Source organism: Brenneria populi (assembly GCF_036016195.1).
In the GTDB taxonomy this organism is placed as follows: Bacteria; Pseudomonadota; Gammaproteobacteria; order Enterobacterales; family Enterobacteriaceae; genus Brenneria; species Brenneria populi.
The window spans coordinates 1-21,385 of the sequence record NZ_JAYWTM010000043.1; the positions used below are offsets into that span (position 1 = coordinate 1).

The following is a 21,385-nucleotide window of genomic DNA, read 5'->3' on the forward strand; positions in this document are numbered from 1 at the left end:
TTAAAAATGGGGGGATTACCCTTCGGCCTTGCTTTGTATGTCTCACGGCCTGCGCTACGGACATTACCGTTCCACGGCGACCGTGGCGGGCGGCGCTATTGCGGCGCTGACGCTGATGTCCTGCTCCGCTCTGGGATTGGGTGCAATCCTGGCTGCCTCGACCACCGCTTTTATCGCCTTAAAAATCGTCGGCGCCGCCTACCTGATCTGGCTGGGTATCGCGGCATGGCGTTCGGCCGGGCAGAGTGAAGCGCAAGAACCAGGGATTCAGGAACCTTCAACATCAGGCTGGCTCGCGCTGTTTCGCAAAGGCTATCTGGTGGGGATCAGCAATCCGAAAGATCTGCTGTTTTTTGCCGCGCTGTTTCCCAATTTTATTGATACCAGCACCCCGCATCTTTTGCAGTTCGTGATACTCGCCGCAACCTGGCTGGTCATTGATTGCAGTATCATGTTTATCTATGCCTGCACCGGCCGCCGGCTGTCCGTTCTTTTTTCGAACCCGCGCCGCCTAAAATTGTTGAACCGTTCAACCGGCGGCATTTTTATTCTGGCGGGGACGACGCTGGCGGTCTCGACCAAATAACGTCGGAAAACGCCGCCGCCGTCAGCGCAGCTGAATCAGCGTCAGCCGTCCGCCGAATACGGCGCCGGTATCAATGTAAAGCTGATTAAAAAACACCAGGGGTTTGTGAAGCGGCGTATGGCCGAAGATAAACAGATACGCCCCGGCGATCCGCTCTCCTTCGCCCGCCATGGCGCGGGAAATGCGGTGACGCCCCCAGACCAACTCATCCTCGTCAACCGCCTTGCCGAACGCGTACTCGTCCGCTGGGTAATCCGCATGGGCGATGACATAGCGGCGTCCGCCGAGGCTTACCTCGATGACCAGCGGCAGTGCCGCCGTTTGCATTATCCGCCCGGCGACCGATTGTTTACCGGCATCATCAAGCGCGGAATACCATGCTCCCCCGTTGCGCGACCAGAGCCAGCCGTTATCTTCGCTCAGCGCTTCCCGCGCCATCTGTTCATGGTTGCCGCACACGGCGGCAAACCAGGGCTCGTCCAGCAGCGACAGGCAGGCCGGGCTGTCCGGCCCGCGATCGATCAGATCGCCGACCGAGATCAATAAGTCGCTTTGCCGATCGAATCCTCGGGCCGCCAGCGCATCCAACAACGACTGATAGCAGCCGTGGATATCGCCGACCACAAATACTTTTTGATAATCGTCGCCGCTGATTTCGCGATACATGGATACCTCGTCTAAGCGCGCCGCGGCGGTGAGATCCGGCTGGAAAACGCCGGCGGCGCGCAAAATGCGGCCGCGTCGTTAGGCCCCCGCCGCGCCGCCGCGCGAAAGCTCGGGGAAAAGCCCGCGCAGCGTATCGGCAATCGCCTGGCGATCGTAACCCAGGCGCTGCAAGATCATGGCGATTTGCCGGGCGGAAACCGCGTCCTGATAGACCGAATGGATCACATCGGCGATCAGCTGGGGGGTGATAATGCCAATCCGGGCGATCTCCTGCGCCGTGCCGCCCCACGCCTGAAGAATATGCTCAAGCGCCTGTTCAGGGGTCATGCCCTGTTCATGGAGCGACGCCACCACCGTAATCAGCTTATCTTTTATTTCATTCGCCATCGTTTGGCTCCTTGATCGGCGGGAGCCTTTCCCCAATCCCCGCCGACCGACCGTTTAGCGTCGGAAAACCTCTCCTGCCCCGACACGCCACAACCTGGCGTTGTGGCAGACACAAATAAAGGGTGTTTTTCCAATATATCTCAGATGGTTATAGTGAAACCACCTCTTGTTATCCCCGAAGTCCGTACCAATTGCGGGGCGGATAGTCATTTGGAGGCGTCCACACCGTTTCTCTGGCTGCATCAGACCTTTTTTCATCATACAACAGGCGGGCGATATAACCAGAAAACAGCGCGAGGATTAGGTACCATTACAATAATAGGAAGATAACACTATGAGCAGATTAAGAAAAAATGCCGCTATCGGCTGTTTTCTTTTCATCTTCAGCCTCAGCTACGCGCAGCGGGCCGCGGCGCAGGAGCGCAAAATGGAAACCGACGTCGTGGTCGTCGGATTCGGCGGCGCCGGCGTTTCCGCCGCGGTATCGGCGGCGGAATCCGGATTGCAAGTCATCGCGCTGGAAAAACACGGCGTCAATTTCTATGTCACCCAGATATTCCCGCATGAGCCGCGGGTATGGCATATCGTGGAGGATTACGGCAACGCGCATCATGGCGCGGCGTTGATCAAACGCATGGTGGAACGCGCCAACGAACTGGGCGTGACGGTTATGTATAAAACGCCGGGGAACAAGCTGATCTATCAGAATGGCGCCATCAGAGGCGTGGAAGCGGAATGAGATGGGATATCGGGCTGATCGTCGGCCATAAATCCGCTGCGCCGTCATCGGCGCTGCTCGATTTCGTTAACCGCTTTCAACATGAAATGCGTCAAACGCCCCATGCCGCCCGCCGGGCGCGCAACAGCGGCTGTCCGTCGTTATCCTGAGACGATGCGCCGCCTTCCCGTTTTCGCTGAGAATCGGCATTTATCCGATATCGGTGTATAATGCGCGGAATTATTAAAAATAGTTTGAAACAACTCCGCGTAAATCGAGTCATTATCTTCGCTCTGCGAGATGCGATAATTCCCCAAATAAAAATCGAGTTTCATTCTGTGAGCAAAAAGGCTAAACCATGATCACCACCGACGGTAATAACGCAGTCGCCTCTGTCGCCTGGCGAACCAATGAGGTCATCGCCATTTATCCCATTACGCCGAGTTCGACGATGGCGGAACAGGCGGCGGCCTGGTCGAGCGACGGCGACAAGAATATATGGGGCGATACGCCGCGCGTGGTGGAGATGCAGTCGGAAGGCGGCGCGATAGCCACCGTGCACGGCGCGTTGCAAACCGGCTCCCTGGCGACCACCTTTACCTCGTCGCAGGGTCTGCTGTTGATGATCCCCACGCTGTATAAACTGGCCGGCGAGCTGACGCCGTTCGTTCTGCATGTGGCGGCGCGGACGGTGGCGACCCACTCGCTGTCCATCTTCTGCGATCACTCCGACGTGATGGCCGTGCGTCAGACCGGCTGCGCCATGCTGTGCGCCAGCAACGTCCAGGAAGCGCAGGATTTCGCGCTGATATCACAGATGGCCAGCCTGAACAGCCGACTGCCGTTTATCCATTTCTTCGACGGTTTTCGCACCTCGCATGAAATCAATAAGATTGAGCCGCTGAGCGACGACGCGCTGCGTCAGTTGCTGCCTCAGCAGGCTATTGACGCGCATCGTGAGCGAGCGCTTACGCCGGAACATCCGGCGATCCGCGGCACGGCGTCCAACCCGGACACCTTCTTCCAGGCCCGCGAGGCGACCAACCCCTGGTATAACGCCGCCTGTCGGCATGTGGAACAGGCGATGGACGATTTCGCCGCCGTCACCGGCCGCCGGTACCGTCCGTTTGAGTATTACGGCCACCCTGAAGCCGAGCGCGTTATCGTCCTGATGGGATCCGGCGTCGGCACCTGCGAAGAGGCGATAGATAGACTGCTGACGCTGGGCGAGAAAGTCGGCGTGGTGAAAGTGCGTCTGTATCGTCCGTTCTCCGCCGCTCATCTGCTGTCGGCCATTCCGCGAACGGCGAAAAGCATCGCCGTGCTGGATCGCACCAAAGAGCCGGGCGCGCTGGCGGAGCCGCTCTACCTTGATGTGATGACCGCGCTGGCGGAAGCGTTCTCCACGGGGCAGCGCGCCGCCATGCCGCGCGTTATCGGCGGGCGTTACGGTCTGTCGTCCAAAGAATTCACCCCGCAGTGCGTGCAGGCCATCTTTAATGAGTTAGCGCTTGCCAACCCGCGCCCCCGCTTTACCGTCGGCATCTATGACGACGTCACCAACCTGTCGCTGCCTCTGCCCGCCGAGCATCTGCCGGGCAACGCCTCGCTGGAAGCGCTGTTCTATGGTTTGGGCAGCGACGGTACGGTTTCCGCCGCCAAAAACTCGATTAAGATCGTCGGCAACACCACGCCGATGTTCGTTCAAGGCTATTTCGTCTACGACTCCAAAAAGGCCGGCAGCCTGACCGTATCCCATATGCGCGTCGGGCCGCATCCCATCAATTCCGCCTATCTGATCGACCAGGCGGATTTCGTCGCCTGCCACCAGTGGCAGTTTATTGATAAATACAGCATGGTGGAGCGTCTGAAGCCCGGCGGCGTATTTCTGATCAACTCCCCTTACTCCAGCGACGATCTGTGGCATCGGCTGCCGCAGGAGGTTCAGGGCGCCCTAAACCAACGCCAGGCGCAAGTGTACTGCATCAACGCCGCCAAAATCGCCCGTGAATGCCAGCTGGGGGCGCGTATCAATACCGTGATGCAGATGGCGTTCTTCCACCTGTCGCAGATTCTGCCGGGCGACGTGGCGGTGGAAAAACTGCGCTCGGCGATCGCCACCAGCTACGGCAGCAAAGGGCAGGAGCTGGTTGAGCGCAACTGGAACGCCTTAAGCGCCACGCTGGAAGCGCTGGCCGCCGTGCCGCTGGAGGGCGTCAACGCCGATAGCCCGCGGCGCCCGCCGGTGGTTTCCGACGCCGCGCCCGACTTCGTCAAAACCGTGACGGCCGCCATGCTGGCCGGATTAGGCGATACCCTGCCGGTCTCCGCCCTGCCGCCCGACGGTACCTGGCCGACCGGCACCACCAAATGGGAAAAACGCAATATCGCCGAGGCGATCCCGCTGTGGCAGCCGCAACTGTGCACCCAGTGCAACCACTGCGTCGCCGCCTGCCCGCACGCCGCCATCCGCGCCAAAGTGGTGCCGGCCGGGTCAATGGAGAGCGCGCCGCCGTCGCTGCAATCGCTGGATGTGAAAGCCCGCGATATGCGCGGCCAGAAGTATGTCCTACAGGTGGCGCCGGAAGACTGCACCGGCTGTAACCTGTGCGTGGAGGTCTGCCCGGCGAAAGACCGCCAGAATCCGGAAATCAAAGCCATCAATATGGAATCGCGGCTGGATAATCTGGAGGCCGAAAAAGAGAACTTCGACTTCTTTATGGCGCTGCCGGAGATGGATCGCGCCAAGCTGGAGCGTATCGATATCCGCACTTCGCAGTTGATTACGCCGCTGTTTGAATACTCCGGCGCCTGCTCCGGCTGCGGCGAAACGCCCTATATCAAACTATTGACGCAGTTGTACGGCGACCGTCTGCTGGTGGCCAACGCCACCGGCTGCTCTTCCATTTACGGCGGCAACCTGCCCACCACGCCGTGGACAACCGACGCCAACGGGCGCGGACCGGCCTGGGCGAACTCGCTGTTCGAAGATAACGCCGAATTCGGCCTGGGCTTCCGCCTGAGCGTCGATCAACATCGCCAGCGCGCCGTGCGCCTGCTGCACGAGCTGGCGCCGCAGCTGCCGGATGATTTAGTGGCGGCGTTGCAGGAAGAATCTATCGCGCCCGAACTGCGCCGTCAGCAAATTGAGCAGTTGCGGATGATACTGGCGGATCTCAATAATGAACAGTCCAGGGCCTTATCCGCCGAAGCCGACCATCTGGTGGATAAGTCCATCTGGCTGATCGGCGGCGACGGCTGGGCTTACGACATCGGCTACGGCGGTCTGGATCATGTGATGAGCCTGAGCGAAAACGTCAACGTGCTGGTGCTGGATACCCAGTGTTACTCCAATACCGGCGGCCAGCAGTCGAAAGCCACGCCGCTCGGCGCCGTAACCAAGTTCGGCGAAAAGGGCAAACGCAAGGCGCGTAAGGATCTGGGCATCAACGTCATGATGTACGGCCACGTTTATGTGGCGCAGATATCGCTGGGCGCGCAGCTGAACCAGACGGTGAAAGCCATTCAGGAAGCGGAGGCCTGGCCCGGCCCGTCGCTGATCATCGCCTACAGCCCCTGCGAAGAGCACGGCTACGATCTGGCGTTCAGCCACGATCAGATGCGCCAGCTGACCGCCACCGGCTTCTGGCCGCTCTACCGCTTCGACCCAAGTCGCATCGAGGAAGGCAAACCGGCGCTGATAACGGATTCCCGTCCGCCTTCCAGCAGCCTGAGCGAAACCCTGCTGCACGAGCAGCGTTTCCGCCGCCTGAACAGCCAGATGCCGGAAGAGAGCGCGCGGCTTTACGCAGAGGCGGAAATCGATCTGCGCCGCCGCTATGACTTCCTGGCCATGATGGCGGGCAAAGCGGAGAAAAACCCGCAGGAGTAACGTAACGAAAGGATAGCCGCAAGGCTATCCTTCAGACTGTTGTAAACCTATCTTCCTTTATCGAATGGTGATAATGGAATGGAAGAGTAAAGCGTCCGCGCCAGGGACAAAGGCGTAGGGAACGCCTTTGAACGTCGCTTGCGACGGCCCTGAAAGGGGGAATCTCAGGGATGAGATTCCTATTCGCGTGGTTCGAGCTTACCGGGACGTACTTGCAGCGTCTTTACGATCCATCCATTATCGCCGCTCACCGCACTTTGTCAGCAACCTCATCCTTGCGACAAGGCGCTAACCCCATGCCGGCCCTTATCCGGCGCCTTTGCCCGTCAAGGGGAATGCTTGGCCGCAGCGCCAAAAAACGCAGCGTTGTTCGCGCCCTTCGCTACCCCTCCCCTTTCCCAGGGGGAGGACGTCAGTGCATCAGCGGTAAATCTGGCTGACCGCCTCCGCTATCGTCTCGATCAATGACTCCTGCAGTTGCGAAATACTCATCCGCACGTAATGTCCGTTCTTGGTGCCGAAACGCTCTCCCGGTTGCACGGCGACGCCATGGGCGGCCATGGTGATCAGCGCGTAGCGTTCCGACGGAACCGGCAGCCAGATGCACAGGCTGTCATTTTCCGGCACGTAGATCCCTCGCCGCGCCAGCGCGTCCGCCAGCCCCTGACGCCGCTGATGATAAACCTCGCGGGCGCGTTCGATCCCCTGTTGCGTTTTCCGATCGGCGAGTAAAAAGCTCAGCGCCCCCTGCAATATCCGGCTGCTCCAGCCGTCGCCGAAATTACGGAAGGATTGGATCTTGCCGATGGCCTCCGCCGGACCGGATAGCGCGGCCAGGCGCAAATCGGGTCCGTAGGCTTTGGAATAGGAACGGATATACAGGGTCTGCGCCGGAAGATACGACCCGATGCTCAGCGCGGGATGGGAAGAGATCTCGCCGACGCCGTCGTCCTCGATAATCATCGTTATCGGGCTATCCGCCAGCAGCGCCGCCATCGCCGCCATACGCGACGGGCTCACCGAATATCCGGTATGCGAATGGGTTCTTGGCTGATAGATAAACGCCGCGGGCTTATGCTGCAATGCCTGCTGCAGCGCTTCGACGCTCGGGCCGTAATCATCGCATTCAACCTGAATGATGTTGATGCCGATATGGTCGAGCACGTCCAGCAGCCGCGCCGCGGTCGGGCTCTCAATCGCCACCGTCGAGCCGGGAAAGATCAGCGTCTGCAATGCCAGATTCACGCCGTCGAACCCGCCGTCGGAGGTCATAAACGCCTCTGCCGCGTAAGGCCAGTTTTTACGCAGCTGCTCTTCCAGTTCAGGAATGATCGATGTGCGCTGATAGCTATTGAGATTCTTGACCCGCGCGCCGTATAACAGCGCCTCATCAAGATCCGGCAACAGGTCGGGATCGGGAGCCGATAGGGTGAGATCGGCGACGATCGTATCGCCAAAGTTGCCGATTCTCTCGAAGCGTTCCGGCCGCGGAGAAACCTGCTGGCCGGACACCCACATTCCCGTTCTGCCGCGTCCCGCAATCGCTTTCTGCCGCCGCAGCTGGCTCCAGGCCGCGGAAATCGTCGCCGGACTCACGCCCAGCGCTTCGGCCAGCTCTCTTACCGGCGGCAACTGCCGGCCGACCTCGATTTTTCCGGCACGGATAAGCGCCGACACGTCCATCGCGATGCCGCGAATACTGTGGTTATGCAGCTGTTGCGCCAGCCAGCCTGTATCGATCGATTTGCTCATAAATAATATTTTGTACAATAACAAAAATATTATTGTACACGTACGAACATCGATCTAGTATCAAAAAAAACCGCTATTTGTGCGAATATCAGACATATTTTTTACATGCGAGCCATGCCCGATAGATTTCGAGCCGCACTCCGTCTAATGCCGATCGTTTAAGCATCGAGATACACGGGGCGACCATCGGGGTGAGGCGTCTCTACGGGAACCTCCCTCTGCGTTTTCCCTAAAAAACCGGCTTAAGTGAACGATATGACGCGCTCCGTCTCTCTTTATCCTTAGCATCCAGCGCGGATAACCGGCTGGATTAATAAGGGAAAACGGCGCCGGTACGGCTTGAGGGATAAAGGGAATATCGCGCCTCCACCAGGGAATCACCACGTTGACGATAACAATTAGACTGGCAGTAAGGGATTGGGACTATTTCACCCCGCTCGCTTTAGGCGATATCAAACCCGAGGGGTTTGAACTGAAAATAGATCGGGTCGGCACGCTGCCGGATAACCTGGCGACCAGCAGCCGCTACGATGCGGGAGAAGTTTCGTTCAGCCGCTATGCGCAAAGCCGCGCTCGCGGCGATGAGAGTCTGCTGGCCCTGCCGCACTTTCTGATGCGCGGTTTCCGCCAGCGCTGCATTCTGACCGCGCAGGACAGCCCGCTGACCGAGCTAGCGCAATTGGCTGGCAAGAAGATCGGCCTGACGGGCTGGCAAGACTCCGGCAATACCTGGACGCGCGCGCTATTGCGCCGCGAAGGCATCGGCAATGACGATGCCTACTGGTACGTCGGCCGCCTGACGGAGGCGCACCCGATCGTCGATCGCCTGGCCGGGTTCGGCCGGCCGGGGCGCATAGAAGCCGCGCCGGGCGAACAGCCGCTGATTACGCTGCTGAAAAACGGCGGCCTGGACGCCATCTTCACCCCCTTTATGCCGGAAGGCTTTTTTAACGGCGACTCGGGGTTACGGCAGCTACAGCCCGATTTCCGTCAGGCGGAAATCGACTATTTCCATCAGGTCGGCTACGTGCCCGGCATGCATGTGCTGGCGATAAAGCCGGCGCTGGCGGCGCAGCATCCCTGGCTGCCCCAGGCGCTGAGCGAGGCGATCGACCGCTCATACGAAATGTGGATGGGCAAGCGCATTAAATATGCCGATACGACGCCCTGGCTGCTGGACGATCTGCGCAGAACCGCTCAGGATTTGCCCGCTCACTGGAACGACAACGGCTTTGCCGTCAATAAAACCATGATTGCCGATTTCGCCAGAGAACTGCATATTCAGGGGATCACGGCGCAATGCCTGACTCCGGAAGCATTATTCCCGTGGGCGTCATCGGTGTTGTCTAAAGATTAAGAGAGCTTGATATGAAAGTCGCACTTGGGCAGTTCGCCGTCGATCGCGAATGGCAAAACAATGTCGTCACCGCGCTGCGGCTGATGACGGACGCACAGCAGGCAGGCGCCGATCTTCTGGTGCTGCCGGAAGGCGTGTTGGCGCGGGATATCACCAATCCCAAGCTGGTGCTAACCGCCGCCCAACCGCTGGACGGGCCTTTCGTCAGCCAGCTGCTGGCGGCCAGCAAAGGCAGCCAAATGACCACGATGATGAGCATTCATGTCCCGAACGGCGCGGACAAGGTCTGGAACCTGCTCATCGCCATCCGCGACGGCGAAATCATCGCCCGGTACAAGAAGCTGCACCTGTACGACGCCTTCTCCATGCAAGAATCGGAAAACGTCACCCCCGGCGATGAAGTTCCGCCGTTGGTCAGCGTAGCCGGGCTGAAAGTCGGCCTGATGACCTGTTACGACGTGCGTTTTCCCGAACTCGCGCGGCGTTTGACGCTGGACGGCGCCCAGGTGCTGGTGCTGCCGGCCGCCTGGGTCAAAGGGCCGCTGAAAGAGACGCATTGGGAGCTGCTGGTTCGCGCGCGCGCGCTGGAAAACACCGCGTATGTCGTGGCGGTCGGCGAATGCGGCGTAAGAAATATCGGCAACAGCATGGTTGTCGATCCGCTGGGCGTGGTGGTGGCGCAGGCCCCCGAAGTTCCGGCGTTGGTCTACGCTAATGTGGAACCTGAACGCCTCGCCTATGCGCGCGAGGTTCTGCCCTGTCTGGCCAACCGCCGTTTCACTACGCCGCGCCTGCCGCAGGAAGATCGCTGACCGGCGGCGCATCGCGGTGGAGATAACAGGCTAACAGGGGAATGCCGGTCACTTAAGCCGATTTTTAGGGGAAACACCGGGGGAGGTTCCCGTAGGGGCGCCTCACCCCGGTGTATCTCGATGCTTAAACGATCGGCATTCATCAACAGGGTGTTTATATTCGACTAAACATCACCGACACACAGCCAGCTCTTCATAAGGGCGAAGGAGATTGAGCAATGAAAATGAAACGTTTAGGACAGACGGCTCTGCTAACAGGGTTGCTCTTTTCCGCCGGCGCGTTTGCCGCGACGGCGCCTGAGATTGCCCCCCAGCAAGTGAATGACAATCTTCACTCCCGTTTGCCGAACGACATCAAAAAGGCCGGCGTGCTCAAGGCGGTGAACAACGGCTCGTTTCCTCCGTATGAAATTGTCAACGGAACGCATTCTCTGGAAGGCGCCAGCGCCGATTTGGCGAAAGCGCTGGGCGAGGTGCTGGGCGTAAAAATCGAGCACGCCTCCGTCAGCGGTCTGTCCAGCCTGCTGAGCGGCATTCAATCCGGCCGCTACCAGTTCGCCATGGGGCCGATCGGCGATTTCCCCGCGCGCCAGGAAAAAAATGACTTCGTCGACTTCGTACGCGAATTCGTGGTGTTTGCCGTTCGTGCCGGCAACCCGGAAAAAATCAACACGCTGGAAGATACCTGCGGTAAACGTATCGCCGTGATGTCCGGCGGGTCCGCCGAACAGGTGATTGTGAAACAATCGAAAGCCTGCGCTGAATCAGGAAAACCGGCGGTGGCGATCCAGTCTTACACCGACCAGCCGACGTCCATCCTGTCGGTCCGTTCAGGACGGGCCGACGCCTTCTTCTCTTCACAGGCGCCGCTCACCTACTTCGTCGAGCAGACCAACGGCCAGTTGGAGCTCGCCGGCACCGGTCAGCACAACGGCTTCGACGATTTGTATCAAGGCTCCGTTTTCGACAAAAACTCCCCGCTGGTGCCGATTGTTCAGGAAGCCTACCAGTTGCTGTTCGATAACGGCACCTATGCGGCCATCATGAAAAAATGGCATCTGGAAGGAAACATGCTGAAAGCGCCTGGCGTTAACCTGGCGGGAAAACAGTAACGCCGGCGAGAAGGGAATGCCGGTCACTGAAGTCCGCTTTTCGGGGAAACGCGGGGGAAGCTCCCGGAGGGATGCCTCACCCCGGTGGCCGCCCCGCGTGTCTCGATGCTTAAACGATCGGTATAAAACCAACGATAAGGGGTAATTTTTGACTGTGGATGCGCTGAGAAATGTAACCCGAGCCCAGGCGCCCGGCCGCGTAAAACAGCGGCTGTCGTGGGCGTGCACGCTGATTATCGCGGCTTATGTTATATGGTCAGTCGGCACCAATAAAAACTTTGAGTGGCCCGTGGTTTATCAGTGGTTCACTGAAAAAACCATTATGGAGGGGTTAAGCGTTACCCTGGGACTGACCGTGGTGTCCATGGCGATCGGCGTGGCGCTCGGACTGCTGCTGGCAATTGCCCGGCTCTCCACCAACGTGCTGCTGCGCGGGCTTTCCGGCCTCTATATCTGGTTTTTCCGCGGCACGCCGCTGCTGGTACAGCTGATCTTCTGGTACAACCTCTCCACCCTCTTCCCGCGCGTGTCGCTGGGCATTCCGTTTGGCCCGGAGTGGATAAGCTGGAACACCAATGACCTGATTACGCCGCTGACGGCGGCGATTGCCGGCCTGGCGCTGAATGAAGCCGCCTATATGGCGGAAATCATCCGCGGCGGGCTGTTGTCCGTGGATAACGGCCAGGTGGAGACCACCCAGGCCTTCGGCATGAGCCGCAGCCGCGCGCTGCGGCGCATCATCATTCCTCAGGCCATGCGCGCCATCGTGCCGCCGACCGGCAACCAGTTAATCAGCATGATTAAGGCGACGTCGCTGGTCAGCGTGATTGCAATGGGCGATCTGCTCTACTCGGTACAGGCTATCTATAACCGTACGTTTGAAGTGATCCCGATGCTGATGGTTGCGGTTATCTGGTACTTATTCATCACTTCGCTGTTGAATGTCGGCCAGTCAGCCATTGAACGCTACTATTCGCGCGGCGTTCGCCGTCCGGCGTCGGAAACCCGCCGTCCCGCGGCGGCGAAAGCGAATGAGTTTGCTGATGAGATCGGTAAGGATCAACCCCATGACTAAACGTAATCACCTCTCCGCCGAGGAAAGCGCTCTGACGGAGGCGCGGCCGCTGATAAGAGCGCGCAACGTCCATAAACATTTTGGCGATAACCACGTTCTGCGCGGCATTGATCTGGATGTCCGCGCCGGCGAAGTGGTGGTGGTTCTGGGGCCGTCCGGCTCGGGAAAATCGACATTTCTGCGCTGTATCAACCACCTCGAAGAGATGGACGCCGGCTATATCATGATGGGCGACGAGCAGATCGGTTATCAGCTGCGCGGGGATAAACTCTATCCGCTCTCCTCCCGCGAGATCGCCCGCCAGCGCAGCGAAATAGGTATGGTTTTTCAGCAATTCAACCTTTACCCCCACATGACCGTGCTGCAAAACATTATCGAAGCGCCGATCGGCGTCCATAAGCAGAACCGTCAGGAGGCGCGGGCCTACGCGCTGCAACTGCTGGAGCGCGTCGGGCTCGGCCACAAGGCGGACGCCTATCCGCGCCATCTGTCCGGCGGACAGCAGCAGCGCGTCGCCATTGCGCGCGCGCTGGCCATCCGTCCCAAACTGATGCTGTTTGATGAACCTACCTCCGCGCTGGACCCCGAACTGGTGGGCGAAGTGTTATCCACCATGAAGGATCTGGCGCAGCAGGGGTTAACCATGATCGTGGTGACGCACGAAATCGGCTTTGCCAAGGAGGCCGCGGATCGGGTGGTGTTTATGGATCAGGGCGTGGTCGTGGAGCAGGGCAAACCGGAAGATGTTCTGGTCAATCCGCAGCATCCGCGCACCCAGTCATTCCTCAGCCGTTTTATCTAGCGCGCGCCGACGCGGCGCCGAACATCGCCGCGTTCTTCGTCCCGCATCGGAAATGGATGCCGCCTCGTCCCGATCGGCAAAAAAAGTATGATTAGTTACACATGTTATTTCCATCCGAAGCCATTCTGCACATATAATGCGCATCCGGTCCCAGGACCCAGAACAAACCAGATACCTCCTTTCTGGTATGGCATTTATCCTTCAATAAAGACATGAAAATGAGTATTCGCGCGATCCTAACTCTGGTTGTAGCGGCCGCGGCATTCAGCCAGGCCGCCTTTGCCGTTGTCTACCCTCTGCCGGCGGCCAATAGCCGGCTGGTGGGGGAAAATCTGGAAATTACCATTCCGTCAGACAGCAAGTTGCCGTTGGAGCACTTCGCCGCCCAGTATCAAATGGGGCTGAGCAATATGATGGAAGCCAACCCGGGCGTTGACGCCTATCTGCCGACGCCAGGCAGCACGCTGATTATTCCTCATCAGCTGATTCTGCCGAACGCGCCGCGCGAGGGGATTGTGATTAACAGCGCCGAAATGCGCCTGTATTACTACCCCAAAGGCAGTAAAACCGTCGTGGTATTGCCGATCGGGATTGGCGAGTTAGGTAAAGATACGCCGATTAACTGGGTAACCGCCGTGCAGCGTAAAAAGGCCGGCCCGACCTGGACGCCGACCGCCGCCATGCACGCGGAATATGCCGCCCGCGGCGAAACGTTGCAGAAAGTTTTCCCGGCCGGCCCGGATAACCCGATGGGCCTTTACGCGCTGTATATCGGCCGTCTGTACGCCATCCACGGCACCAACGCCAATTTCGGCATCGGCCTGCGCGTCAGCCACGGCTGCGTGCGTTTGCGGGCGGACGATATTAAATATCTGTTCGATCACGTCCCCGTCGGCACGCGGGTACAGTTTATCAACGAGCCGATAAAAGCCACGGTGGAGCCGGACGGCTCCCGCTATGTGGAAGTGCACCATCCGCTATCGCGGACTATCGAAGAGTTTAACTCTGAAACCCCGGCGCCGCTGACCATCAACGCCAGCGTCGGCAAAGCGATCGCCGATGCCAGCGTCAATCAGGAGGAGCTCGATAAAGCGCTGCAGTTACGCTCCGGTATCCCGACGAAGGTCAACGGCCCGAGCGAAGAACAAGCGCCGCTGGCGGCGCCGATTGAGTCGGCCGATGAGCCTGCGGCCGCGCCGCAAGAGAGCGTAGCTCAGGATAGCGCCGCGCAGGAGGCCCCGGCGCCAGAGAGCGCAGACCCGGAGCTGGATAGCGCGGAACCGGAAAACAGCGCCAACCGTTCTTGATCGGCGCCAGCGACGGAAAACGGGCGTAAGCCCGTTTTCTGAGTTTGCTGACAAAGTCCGGTGAGCGGCAATAATGGATGGATCGTAAAGACGCTGCAAGTACGTCCCTGTAAGCTCGAGCCGCGCCATCCCTGGCGCGGACGCTTTACTCTTCCATTCCATTATCACCGTTCGATAAAGAACGATAGGTTTGTCAACAGGCTGGGAAAACGGGCGTAAGCCCGTTTTCTATTCCTCCCCGTCAAGCCTCCCCCCCTCCTCGTCGCACAACGCGTCATGCCCGGCAGGCGGTTTGACCGACAATTTAGTTGACATGTCATTAATTGAATAGATAATCAATGATACTTCAACTAATTGTCCTGTTACCCGCTTATGTCTATACCGGAATCCTCTCCGCGTCGCCGATTCGCCCTCCTGATGGGGCACACCTCTCGACTGTGGCGCCGCGTTATCGATCGCGAATTACAGCCTTACGGACTGACGCAGGCCACCTGGCTGCCGCTGCTGCATATCTCCCGCGCAACGACGCCTATGAATCAAAAGGCGCTGGCGGAGTCCATCGGCTTTGAGGCGTCGGCGGTCGTCCGCCTGCTGGATAGCCTGCAAAAACAGGGGCTGATCGAACGCCGGGAAGGGGCGGACCGCCGGATTAAAGAGATTCACCTCACCGCCCAAGGGGTTGAGCAGGTCAAAAACGTAGAGAACATCGCCAATCAGGTGCGAATCAAAGCGTTAAACGGCCTCGGCGAAGAGGAGATCGCGCGGGTCAATCGCGCCGTGGAACAGGTGATCGCCAATCTCTCCGCCATTGAACGGAGCGACGCATGAGCAGCAGACTCCTTCGCGCATTACGTCAGTTGAACCGCCGCCGTCAGCTTATGCTGCTATCCGGCGTCCTGCTCCTGGCTATCGTCCTGTTCTGGGCGCTCTCCTGGCTGCACCAGCGCATGACGCACATCAACGAAAGCGATGCGCGCATCGTCGGCGAGATGGTCTCGCTCGCCAGCCGGGAGAGTGGATGGCTGACCGCGCGCCCGGCGATCGACGGCGATAAGATCAAAAAGGATCAGGTATTGGCGCAGATCGACGATCGGGACGCCAGGCTGCGACTGGCGGCGCTGGAGGGCAGCCTGGCCGCCGCGGACGCGCAGATCGGCTACAGTCTGGCCCAGCGGCGAACCACCGATCTCACCACCAGCGCCGGGCTGGAAGAAGCGCGGGCGCAGCTGTCCTCGGCCGAGTCGGCGCTGTCCAACGCCGGCTATCAGCTTTCGCTGGCGCAAAACAATTTCAAACGGGATGACCAACTGGTGAAAAGCGGCCTGACGCCGAAAAAAACCTGGGATGAGTCTCATGCGCTGCTGCTGCGGCGCCAAAGCGAACAACAAGAAGCGGAGGCGCAGCGCGTATCGCGGCAGGCGGCGCTCGCCAGCGCCCAGGCGCAGCGCAATAACCTGACGGTGCTGGACCGGCAAATCGAGATGGAACAGCAGCAACGGGCGACGCTACAGGCCCAGGTGGATCGGCTGAAACAGGAGATTGCCGATCGCACGCTGCGCTCTCCGGTGGACGGCGTGGTGGATCGGACCATCGGCAACGTCGGCGACTACATCCAGGAAGGACAGTGGATCATGATGGTACACGACCCACGCAATCTGTGGGTGGAAGCCAATATCAAAGAAACGGCCATCGAAAACGTGAAGGTCGGACAACGGGTGGAAATTGCGCTGGATGCCTATCCGAACGTCGCGTTTCATGGACAGGTCGCGCGCGTCGGCAATGCGGCCACCAACCAGTTCGCCCTGCTGCCCAGCCCCAACCCATCGGGAAATTTCACCAAAATCACCCAGCGGGTGCCGGTGCGAGTCGCCCTCGATCGCCCCGATCCGCGTCTGAAACCGGGATTAATGGCGGAAGTGACCATCAATGTCGCCGATTGACGCTCAGGCCGCGCGCTTCGGCCCCTCGTACCGCTGGATGGCGACCGCCACCATTATGCTGGGCACCATCGCCACGACCGCCACCGCCACCATCGTCAATGTCGCCATGCGCGACATCATGGGGGCCTTCGGCATGGGGCAGGATCAGGTGCAGTGGCTTTCCACCGCCTTTCTCGCCTCCATGACCGCCACCATGCTGGCGACCGCCTGGACCCTGGAACGCTTTGGCTATCGCAAGACCTATATCGGCGCATTGGCGATCTTCGTGATCGGCAGCGTGGTGGGCGCCGTCAGCCAGAACGGCGCCGAAGTCATTATCGCCCGTGTTTTGCAGGGCTGCGCATCGGGCATTATTCAGCCCCTGGCGATGGTGGTGATCTCGCAGGTTTTTCCGCCGTCGCAGCGCGGAAAAGCCATGGGGATTTACGGCGTCGGCGTGGTGCTGGCGCCGGCGCTCGGCCCGACGGCCGGCGGCATGATGGTCGACCAGTTGGACTGGCGCGCCGTCTTTATGGTGGTGGTGCCCTTTTGTCTGGCGGGCATCGCCGCGGCGATCTTTATCTTGCCGGGCAAAAGCGGACCAGCGGACGCCCCGCGGCATAAGTTCGACGGCATCGGCTTTACGCTGCTGACGATCGCCCTGGTCGCGTTGCTCAGCGGGCTATCCAACGGCCAGCGCACGGGCTGGGACTCATTGCCGATTATCGGCCTCTTGGTCTGCTCGCTGCTGGCCGGCGGCGCCTTTATCGTCTATGAGCTGCGCGCGCCGCACCCTTTACTGAGCCTGCGGGTATTTTCAAATCCGGCTTTTAGCGCCGGCTGTATCGTGGCTTTCGCGCTCGGCGCCGGTATTTACGCCTCAACCTATATCATTCCGCTATTTGTGCAAGGCATCCAGGGATATACCCCGACGCGCTCGGGACTGCTGCTGATGCCCGCCGGTCTGGCGCTGGGATGCGTGTTTCCGATCGCCGGCAGCATCAGCGACCGCATGGCGCCGTATATTCCTGTCGTCGTCGGGCTGACGTTATTCGGCCTCTCCTGCTGGCTTTCGAGCTGGGCCGATACCGATACGCCCTTCTGGACCCTGGCCTGGTGGATCGTCATCGGGCGCATCGGACTGGGTCTGATGCTGCCGGCGATGAACGCCGGCTCGTTGCGCGCCCTGCCTCCGGAAACCCTGGCGCAGGGCTCGGGCAGCCTGAACTTCATCCGTCAGCTGGGCGGCGCATTAGGGGTGAATCTGCTGTCGGTATTTATCGAACGCCGCAACGCCTTTCACGGCGAGATACTGGCGCAGTCGCTGACCCGGGGCAATGCCGTCGGCGGCGACGCCATGCGTCAGCTCAGCGTATTGTACGCCCATTGGGGCAACCCGTTCGGCGAACCGCTCAGCGCCGGCGTCAACCCCGGCGTGATGGAGTTTATTGAACGCATGCTGGCGCCTCAGGCGCAGATGTTCGCCTATCAGGACGGGTTCTATATGGTGGCGATATGCTTCTTCACCGCGATAATTCCCGCGTTGTTTATTCGCGGCCGCGTCTCAAGGCTAAAGACGATACCCGACAGCCGCCGGTAACATCGCCATCGGGCTGCGGGCGGGCCCTGCAGCCTTCTTCTCCGCGTCACGGATGACTTAAATCAATGACGCCTCTTTCAGCTCGCTCTTCAAATAAGCGTAATAGATCGGCGCGGCAATCACGCCGGACAAGCCGAACGCCGCTTCGAAGATCAGCATCGCCAGCAGGATTTCCCAGGCATGGGCTTTGATCCGAGTGCCGACGATCTGCGCGTTGAGGAAATATTCCAGCTTATGAATCAACATCAGGTACACCAGCGCAATCACCGCGGTCGGCAAAGAGATGGATAAGGCGGAAATAAAGACGATGGAATTGGAGATCAAATTGCCAATCACCGGCAACAGGCCGAAAACGAACGTCAGCACCACCAGCGTTTTCGAGAACGGCAGATGAATGCCGAAACAGGGAAACGCGCCGAGGATAAAAATCGCGGACAGTATGGTATTCACCAGCGAAATTTTTACCTGCGCGAAAACGATATTGCGAAATGAGGCGGACAGCAGCGATACCCGGCGCAGCAGCTCCGCCTTCAACATCGGTTTTTCGTCGTCGGTGTCCATCGTATATAAAGAGATAATGGCGCCCAGAACCATCCCGATCAGCATGGTGACAAAACCGTGCAGGAAGCTTTTTCCCATATTTTGCAGGATAGCGATATGCTGCTGCACCCACTGCAGAAACTCATGCTGCAGTTCTTCCACGCTGACCGGCAAATATCCCGGCAAATACACCATCAGTTGCTGCTGAATCTCATTAAGGATATAGGCAATCCGGGTATTAAACGCCGCCGTGTCCCTCATTTCCTGCATCAGCAGCCCCACCAGGCTCCCGAAAAGCAGGCTCAGCAAACTCACCACCAGCGTACTGATAATCGCCACCACCATCCAGCGGGCGCGTTTGCCGCTAATCACTTTCTGGAAATAGGGCGTCAGCAGATTAACGATCTCGTAAACTAAAAAACCGGCGATAAAACAGGCTAACAGACGCAAGGGCAACAGCAGTAACAAGCCCCCCATAATAAAGAAAAAGCTCAAAAATCGGGCTTGTTTCAGATTCAGTAACTGCATGATGACGTCCTGTATACGTAAAACCGATGCTAAATGTAAAAACGCAGAATTGCAGAATTACCCAATATACCCTTGATACGGCAAGCTGCGGGCGCGTTGGCGGTGCCGCCGGCCCATCCGCAGGCCTTGGGGACGCCGCAAGCGGCGTTCAAATAGGCTCCCGGCAGATCCGTCGCAGCCATGCCGCCCACCTGCAACTCGAATTATTTAGGGTATAGATTTCAAGACGAAAGGTATGGAGCAAACGGCGCGGTTTTGGCTGCTATCCGGCTTTATTCTTAACGTTTTACCCCGGAAACGCCAGCAGGTTTTTCGTTGTTCGCCGCGCCCGGAATAATTTGGGCGACGGGACGAAACGCGCTGATTTTGCACCATGCGAAACACGCTCTTTTTCGAGCGGAATGCCGTCATAAACGCCGTCGCGCGGCAGAGCAGCCGGGTTCCTGCCTGAAGGTCGATTGAAACATTTATGTAACATTAGCGTACATAATCGTTCCCTCGATGCGGGTGAAACGACGCGATCGGAATCCCCAAAAGCCATTATCGTCAACTGGTTAATTTTAAGGCGGCGGCAAGAATATAAAGTAAATAAAATATTTTTTATTTGTGTATTAATGTAACGAGCGGATAAATGTTAAAAATAATCCGCCGGCAAGAGCGCGGCGCGTTTCTTAGCAATGACGCAAAGCGACTATTAAGAAACCAGCGGCCATAGACATTCTCTGAGAAGCGCCGACGGCCGTCTATTCGACGGCGTTTGAGCGCGGCCGACTCACGGGCGTGCTTAAAGTATGGCGAGTATTCCATTCAACGCCGCCGTCATTATTTTTTTGCTAAGCCAACCGCATGGCTGGTAATTAATATTTCTTATGCCTTAACCCGCAAAAGGATAAAAGTATAGGGGGATAAAATGTTTTAGGATTTTTCCATTCGGGCAGGCGGATTAATAAGGCTGGATTATATATTTCCAACTAAAAAAAGCGCTTCTTATGGAAAGATAAGTAACCATTACATTACAAACAGGCGGGCGCTACAATTAGCGCCATTAATACCGCCGCGCATAACCAGCGGCTGCCGCTAATGTTCCGTTTATCGTTAAGGAGATCGCCGCGAACGCCGCAATCCCCAGGCGAAGAGAGCCGGAAAATCAATGCGTTTAAGAAACCAGGTTGGCGGACGACTCGTCCTGATTCAGAATCAATAGCGAGAGCACGCGATTCTCAACATTCAATTTAGAAAACGATAGCGTGCCGAGCCGCTTTTTCGTAAAGCCATCGGACAGCAGATCCGATACGACGCGCGTGCTTAACGCATTGGCGTCCGTCATAAAATCCTGGTAGGCGAACTTCACGCTAATCGGCAGAACATCATCAATAGAGACCGGGGTGTTCATTTCCGAACGCAGCCCGAAGTGCGCATTAAAAGCAGAGTTGGTGCAAACAATTTTACAGGTTTCGTCAATGACTGCGGCAGCCCGCCGTTCATTCTGAACAGGCTGGCACAGCATGCCTATAATCTCGTTCCGGCCGAATATCAGACTCATTATTTCCCTCTGCTTCATGCTATGTAAAAGATATCGCCAAGGGGTAACGATAAAACGCAGCCGCCTAACGATAAGCACTCAACCCACCGGTTCCCGCGGGGGGAGTCCGGCATAATGTAGTTATCTAAATTGTTTAGTTTTGGAAAACCGGATCCTACTGAATAAAAATAAAAAAATAACAATTAGACGTGTCTGTCTGATTCACAAGCCATTTACTTTTATACCCTGCAGACTTCAATCGGCCTATGCGTCGGCTTTATTACTCGCCCCGCTGGGGCCGCCGCAAGCGGCGTTCAAATCTGCTCCCGGCAGATTTGTCAGTTGTCCGAATCACTTACTTGAGCGTGCGTACCGGGATTAAATGAGAGGCATCCTGTCCCTCATCGGAGGCCGGCCGTTGGCTGGTCAAATTCGTTTCCGACAAATTTGTCATTCACTTGCCGCCCTCCCGCAACTCGAATTTATTTAGGGTATATTGCTAATCGATAGCTTAACGACTTTAATGAAGACGCCTGGAACGCATACCCATTATCCATACGTTTCGTATGTTGATAATCAGATAAGTCTAAATGGCCACTCCGGATAAAAATATAACCTGAACAGCGTTGTCACTATCGGCGGAATAAAGGAGATCTTTATGCGTTTTGATCGTAAAGGACGATCAAAACATTGATAACAATAGGTTTAATCTATTGAAAACAATGGATTGATCGTTATATCCATCATCATGCGGGGGATAATTCTTGTAATTTTTTATAGTGTGACATATATCACTAATACTGTGCACCC

The 21,385-nt window shown here is 57.9% G+C and carries 17 protein-coding genes and 1 pseudogene; 13 read left to right on the forward strand and 5 right to left on the reverse strand.

Annotated features, from left to right (window positions below; all coding sequences use genetic code 11):
- Positions 1–19: 19 nt before the first annotated feature.
- Positions 20–586: pseudogene (locus VSX58_RS21535) on the forward strand (LysE family translocator); the annotation flags it as partial.
- 21 nt (positions 587–607) lie between these two features.
- Here VSX58_RS21535 and VSX58_RS21540 read toward each other — a convergent pair.
- Together VSX58_RS21540 and VSX58_RS21545 are read right to left on the reverse strand one after the other, a co-directional pair.
- Positions 608–1,252 carry a metallophosphoesterase gene (locus VSX58_RS21540; protein ID WP_327619869.1) on the reverse strand — a complete coding sequence of 215 codons (645 nt, stop codon included), beginning with the start codon at positions 1,250–1,252 and terminating at the stop codon, positions 608–610.
- A gap of 78 nt (positions 1,253–1,330) precedes the next feature.
- Positions 1,331–1,639 carry a hypothetical protein gene (locus tag VSX58_RS21545; RefSeq protein ID WP_327619870.1) on the reverse strand — a complete coding sequence of 103 codons (309 nt, stop codon included), beginning with the start codon at positions 1,637–1,639 and terminating at the stop codon, positions 1,331–1,333.
- A 334-nt stretch (positions 1,640–1,973) separates the two neighbouring features.
- On the opposite strand from VSX58_RS21545, the gene VSX58_RS21550 reads away from it, so the two are divergent.
- The 3 genes from VSX58_RS21550 to nifJ all read left to right on the forward strand — a co-directional run bounded on the left by VSX58_RS21550 (position 1,974) and on the right by nifJ (position 6,249).
- A complete protein-coding gene (locus tag VSX58_RS21550; RefSeq protein ID WP_327619871.1) occupies positions 1,974–2,378 on the forward strand; it encodes an FAD-binding protein in 405 nt (134 codons plus the stop codon).
- Positions 2,375–2,527: a hypothetical protein gene (locus VSX58_RS21555; RefSeq protein WP_327619872.1), complete on the forward strand. Its 153-nt coding sequence runs from the start codon at positions 2,375–2,377 to the stop codon at positions 2,525–2,527. Before VSX58_RS21550 ends, VSX58_RS21555 begins: the two co-directional genes overlap by 4 nt.
- Before the next feature lie 188 nt (positions 2,528–2,715).
- A complete protein-coding gene (nifJ, locus tag VSX58_RS21560) occupies positions 2,716–6,249 on the forward strand; it encodes a pyruvate:ferredoxin (flavodoxin) oxidoreductase (RefSeq protein WP_327619873.1) in 3,534 nt (1,177 codons plus the stop codon).
- A 420-nt stretch (positions 6,250–6,669) separates the two neighbouring features.
- Here the strand turns inward: nifJ and VSX58_RS21565 are convergent, their stop codons facing one another.
- Positions 6,670–8,001, reverse strand: a complete 1,332-nt coding sequence (locus VSX58_RS21565; RefSeq protein ID WP_327619874.1) for an aminotransferase class I/II-fold pyridoxal phosphate-dependent enzyme — start codon at positions 7,999–8,001, stop codon at positions 6,670–6,672.
- A 385-nt stretch (positions 8,002–8,386) separates the two neighbouring features.
- On the opposite strand from VSX58_RS21565, the gene VSX58_RS21570 reads away from it, so the two are divergent.
- From VSX58_RS21570 to VSX58_RS21610, 9 genes are all read left to right on the forward strand, one after another.
- The gene (locus VSX58_RS21570; RefSeq protein WP_327619875.1) at positions 8,387–9,358 is read left to right on the forward strand and encodes a substrate-binding domain-containing protein; all 972 of its coding nucleotides are present in this window, start codon (positions 8,387–8,389) and stop codon (positions 9,356–9,358) included.
- An 11-nt stretch (positions 9,359–9,369) separates the two neighbouring features.
- On the forward strand, positions 9,370–10,170 hold the full coding sequence (locus tag VSX58_RS21575; protein ID WP_327619876.1) for a deaminated glutathione amidase: 801 nt from the start codon (positions 9,370–9,372) through the stop codon (positions 10,168–10,170).
- A 218-nt stretch (positions 10,171–10,388) separates the two neighbouring features.
- On the forward strand, positions 10,389–11,282 hold the full coding sequence (locus VSX58_RS21580) for an ABC transporter substrate-binding protein (RefSeq protein WP_327619877.1): 894 nt from the start codon (positions 10,389–10,391) through the stop codon (positions 11,280–11,282).
- 154 nt (positions 11,283–11,436) lie between these two features.
- Entirely contained in the window at positions 11,437–12,357 is a 921-nt protein-coding gene (locus VSX58_RS21585) for an amino acid ABC transporter permease (RefSeq protein ID WP_327619878.1), read from the forward strand.
- Positions 12,350–13,159, forward strand: coding sequence for an amino acid ABC transporter ATP-binding protein (locus VSX58_RS21590; RefSeq protein WP_327619879.1), 810 nt, complete (start codon positions 12,350–12,352; stop codon positions 13,157–13,159). Before VSX58_RS21585 ends, VSX58_RS21590 begins: the two co-directional genes overlap by 8 nt.
- 218 nt (positions 13,160–13,377) lie before the next feature.
- Positions 13,378–14,466, forward strand: a complete 1,089-nt coding sequence (locus tag VSX58_RS21595; protein ID WP_327619880.1) for a L,D-transpeptidase family protein — start codon at positions 13,378–13,380, stop codon at positions 14,464–14,466.
- 417 nt (positions 14,467–14,883) lie between these two features.
- Positions 14,884–15,294 (forward strand): MarR family winged helix-turn-helix transcriptional regulator, encoded by a 411-nt coding sequence (locus VSX58_RS21600; protein WP_327619881.1) that lies wholly within the window; start codon positions 14,884–14,886, stop codon positions 15,292–15,294.
- The gene (locus VSX58_RS21605) at positions 15,291–16,406 is read left to right on the forward strand and encodes an HlyD family secretion protein (RefSeq protein WP_327619882.1); all 1,116 of its coding nucleotides are present in this window, start codon (positions 15,291–15,293) and stop codon (positions 16,404–16,406) included. Before VSX58_RS21600 ends, VSX58_RS21605 begins: the two co-directional genes overlap by 4 nt.
- On the forward strand, positions 16,393–17,985 hold the full coding sequence (locus tag VSX58_RS21610; RefSeq protein ID WP_327619883.1) for a DHA2 family efflux MFS transporter permease subunit: 1,593 nt from the start codon (positions 16,393–16,395) through the stop codon (positions 17,983–17,985). Before VSX58_RS21605 ends, VSX58_RS21610 begins: the two co-directional genes overlap by 14 nt.
- A gap of 57 nt (positions 17,986–18,042) precedes the next feature.
- Here VSX58_RS21610 and VSX58_RS21615 read toward each other — a convergent pair whose 3' ends face one another.
- Positions 18,043–19,053 carry an AI-2E family transporter gene (locus VSX58_RS21615; protein ID WP_327619884.1) on the reverse strand — a complete coding sequence of 337 codons (1,011 nt, stop codon included), beginning with the start codon at positions 19,051–19,053 and terminating at the stop codon, positions 18,043–18,045.
- Between the two features lie 1,156 nt (positions 19,054–20,209).
- Positions 20,210–20,596, reverse strand: a complete 387-nt coding sequence (locus VSX58_RS21620) for a transcriptional regulator (protein ID WP_327619885.1) — start codon at positions 20,594–20,596, stop codon at positions 20,210–20,212.
- Between the last annotated feature and the right edge of the window lie 789 nt (positions 20,597–21,385).

What these genes read in the sequence shown, in the direction of transcription:
- nifJ (WP_327619873.1), top strand. Translation starts at nt 2,716, where the DNA reads ATGATCACCACCGACGGTAATAACGCAGTCGCCTCTGTCGCCTGGCGA.
- VSX58_RS21615 (WP_327619884.1), bottom strand. Translation starts at nt 19,053, where the DNA reads ATGCAGTTACTGAATCTGAAACAAGCCCGATTTTTGAGCTTTTTCTTT.
- VSX58_RS21545 (WP_327619870.1), bottom strand. Translation starts at nt 1,639, where the DNA reads ATGGCGAATGAAATAAAAGATAAGCTGATTACGGTGGTGGCGTCGCTC.
- VSX58_RS21600 (WP_327619881.1), top strand. Translation starts at nt 14,884, where the DNA reads ATGGGGCACACCTCTCGACTGTGGCGCCGCGTTATCGATCGCGAATTA.
- VSX58_RS21550 (WP_327619871.1), top strand. Translation starts at nt 1,974, where the DNA reads ATGAGCAGATTAAGAAAAAATGCCGCTATCGGCTGTTTTCTTTTCATC.
- VSX58_RS21565 (WP_327619874.1), bottom strand. Translation starts at nt 8,001, where the DNA reads ATGAGCAAATCGATCGATACAGGCTGGCTGGCGCAACAGCTGCATAAC.
- VSX58_RS21620 (WP_327619885.1), bottom strand. Translation starts at nt 20,596, where the DNA reads ATGAGTCTGATATTCGGCCGGAACGAGATTATAGGCATGCTGTGCCAG.
- VSX58_RS21540 (WP_327619869.1), bottom strand. Translation starts at nt 1,252, where the DNA reads ATGTATCGCGAAATCAGCGGCGACGATTATCAAAAAGTATTTGTGGTC.
- VSX58_RS21580 (WP_327619877.1), top strand. Translation starts at nt 10,389, where the DNA reads ATGAAAATGAAACGTTTAGGACAGACGGCTCTGCTAACAGGGTTGCTC.
- VSX58_RS21610 (WP_327619883.1), top strand. Translation starts at nt 16,393, where the DNA reads ATGTCGCCGATTGACGCTCAGGCCGCGCGCTTCGGCCCCTCGTACCGC.
- VSX58_RS21605 (WP_327619882.1), top strand. Translation starts at nt 15,291, where the DNA reads ATGAGCAGCAGACTCCTTCGCGCATTACGTCAGTTGAACCGCCGCCGT.
- VSX58_RS21555 (WP_327619872.1), top strand. Translation starts at nt 2,375, where the DNA reads ATGAGATGGGATATCGGGCTGATCGTCGGCCATAAATCCGCTGCGCCG.
- VSX58_RS21575 (WP_327619876.1), top strand. Translation starts at nt 9,370, where the DNA reads ATGAAAGTCGCACTTGGGCAGTTCGCCGTCGATCGCGAATGGCAAAAC.
- VSX58_RS21590 (WP_327619879.1), top strand. Translation starts at nt 12,350, where the DNA reads ATGACTAAACGTAATCACCTCTCCGCCGAGGAAAGCGCTCTGACGGAG.
- VSX58_RS21595 (WP_327619880.1), top strand. Translation starts at nt 13,378, where the DNA reads ATGAGTATTCGCGCGATCCTAACTCTGGTTGTAGCGGCCGCGGCATTC.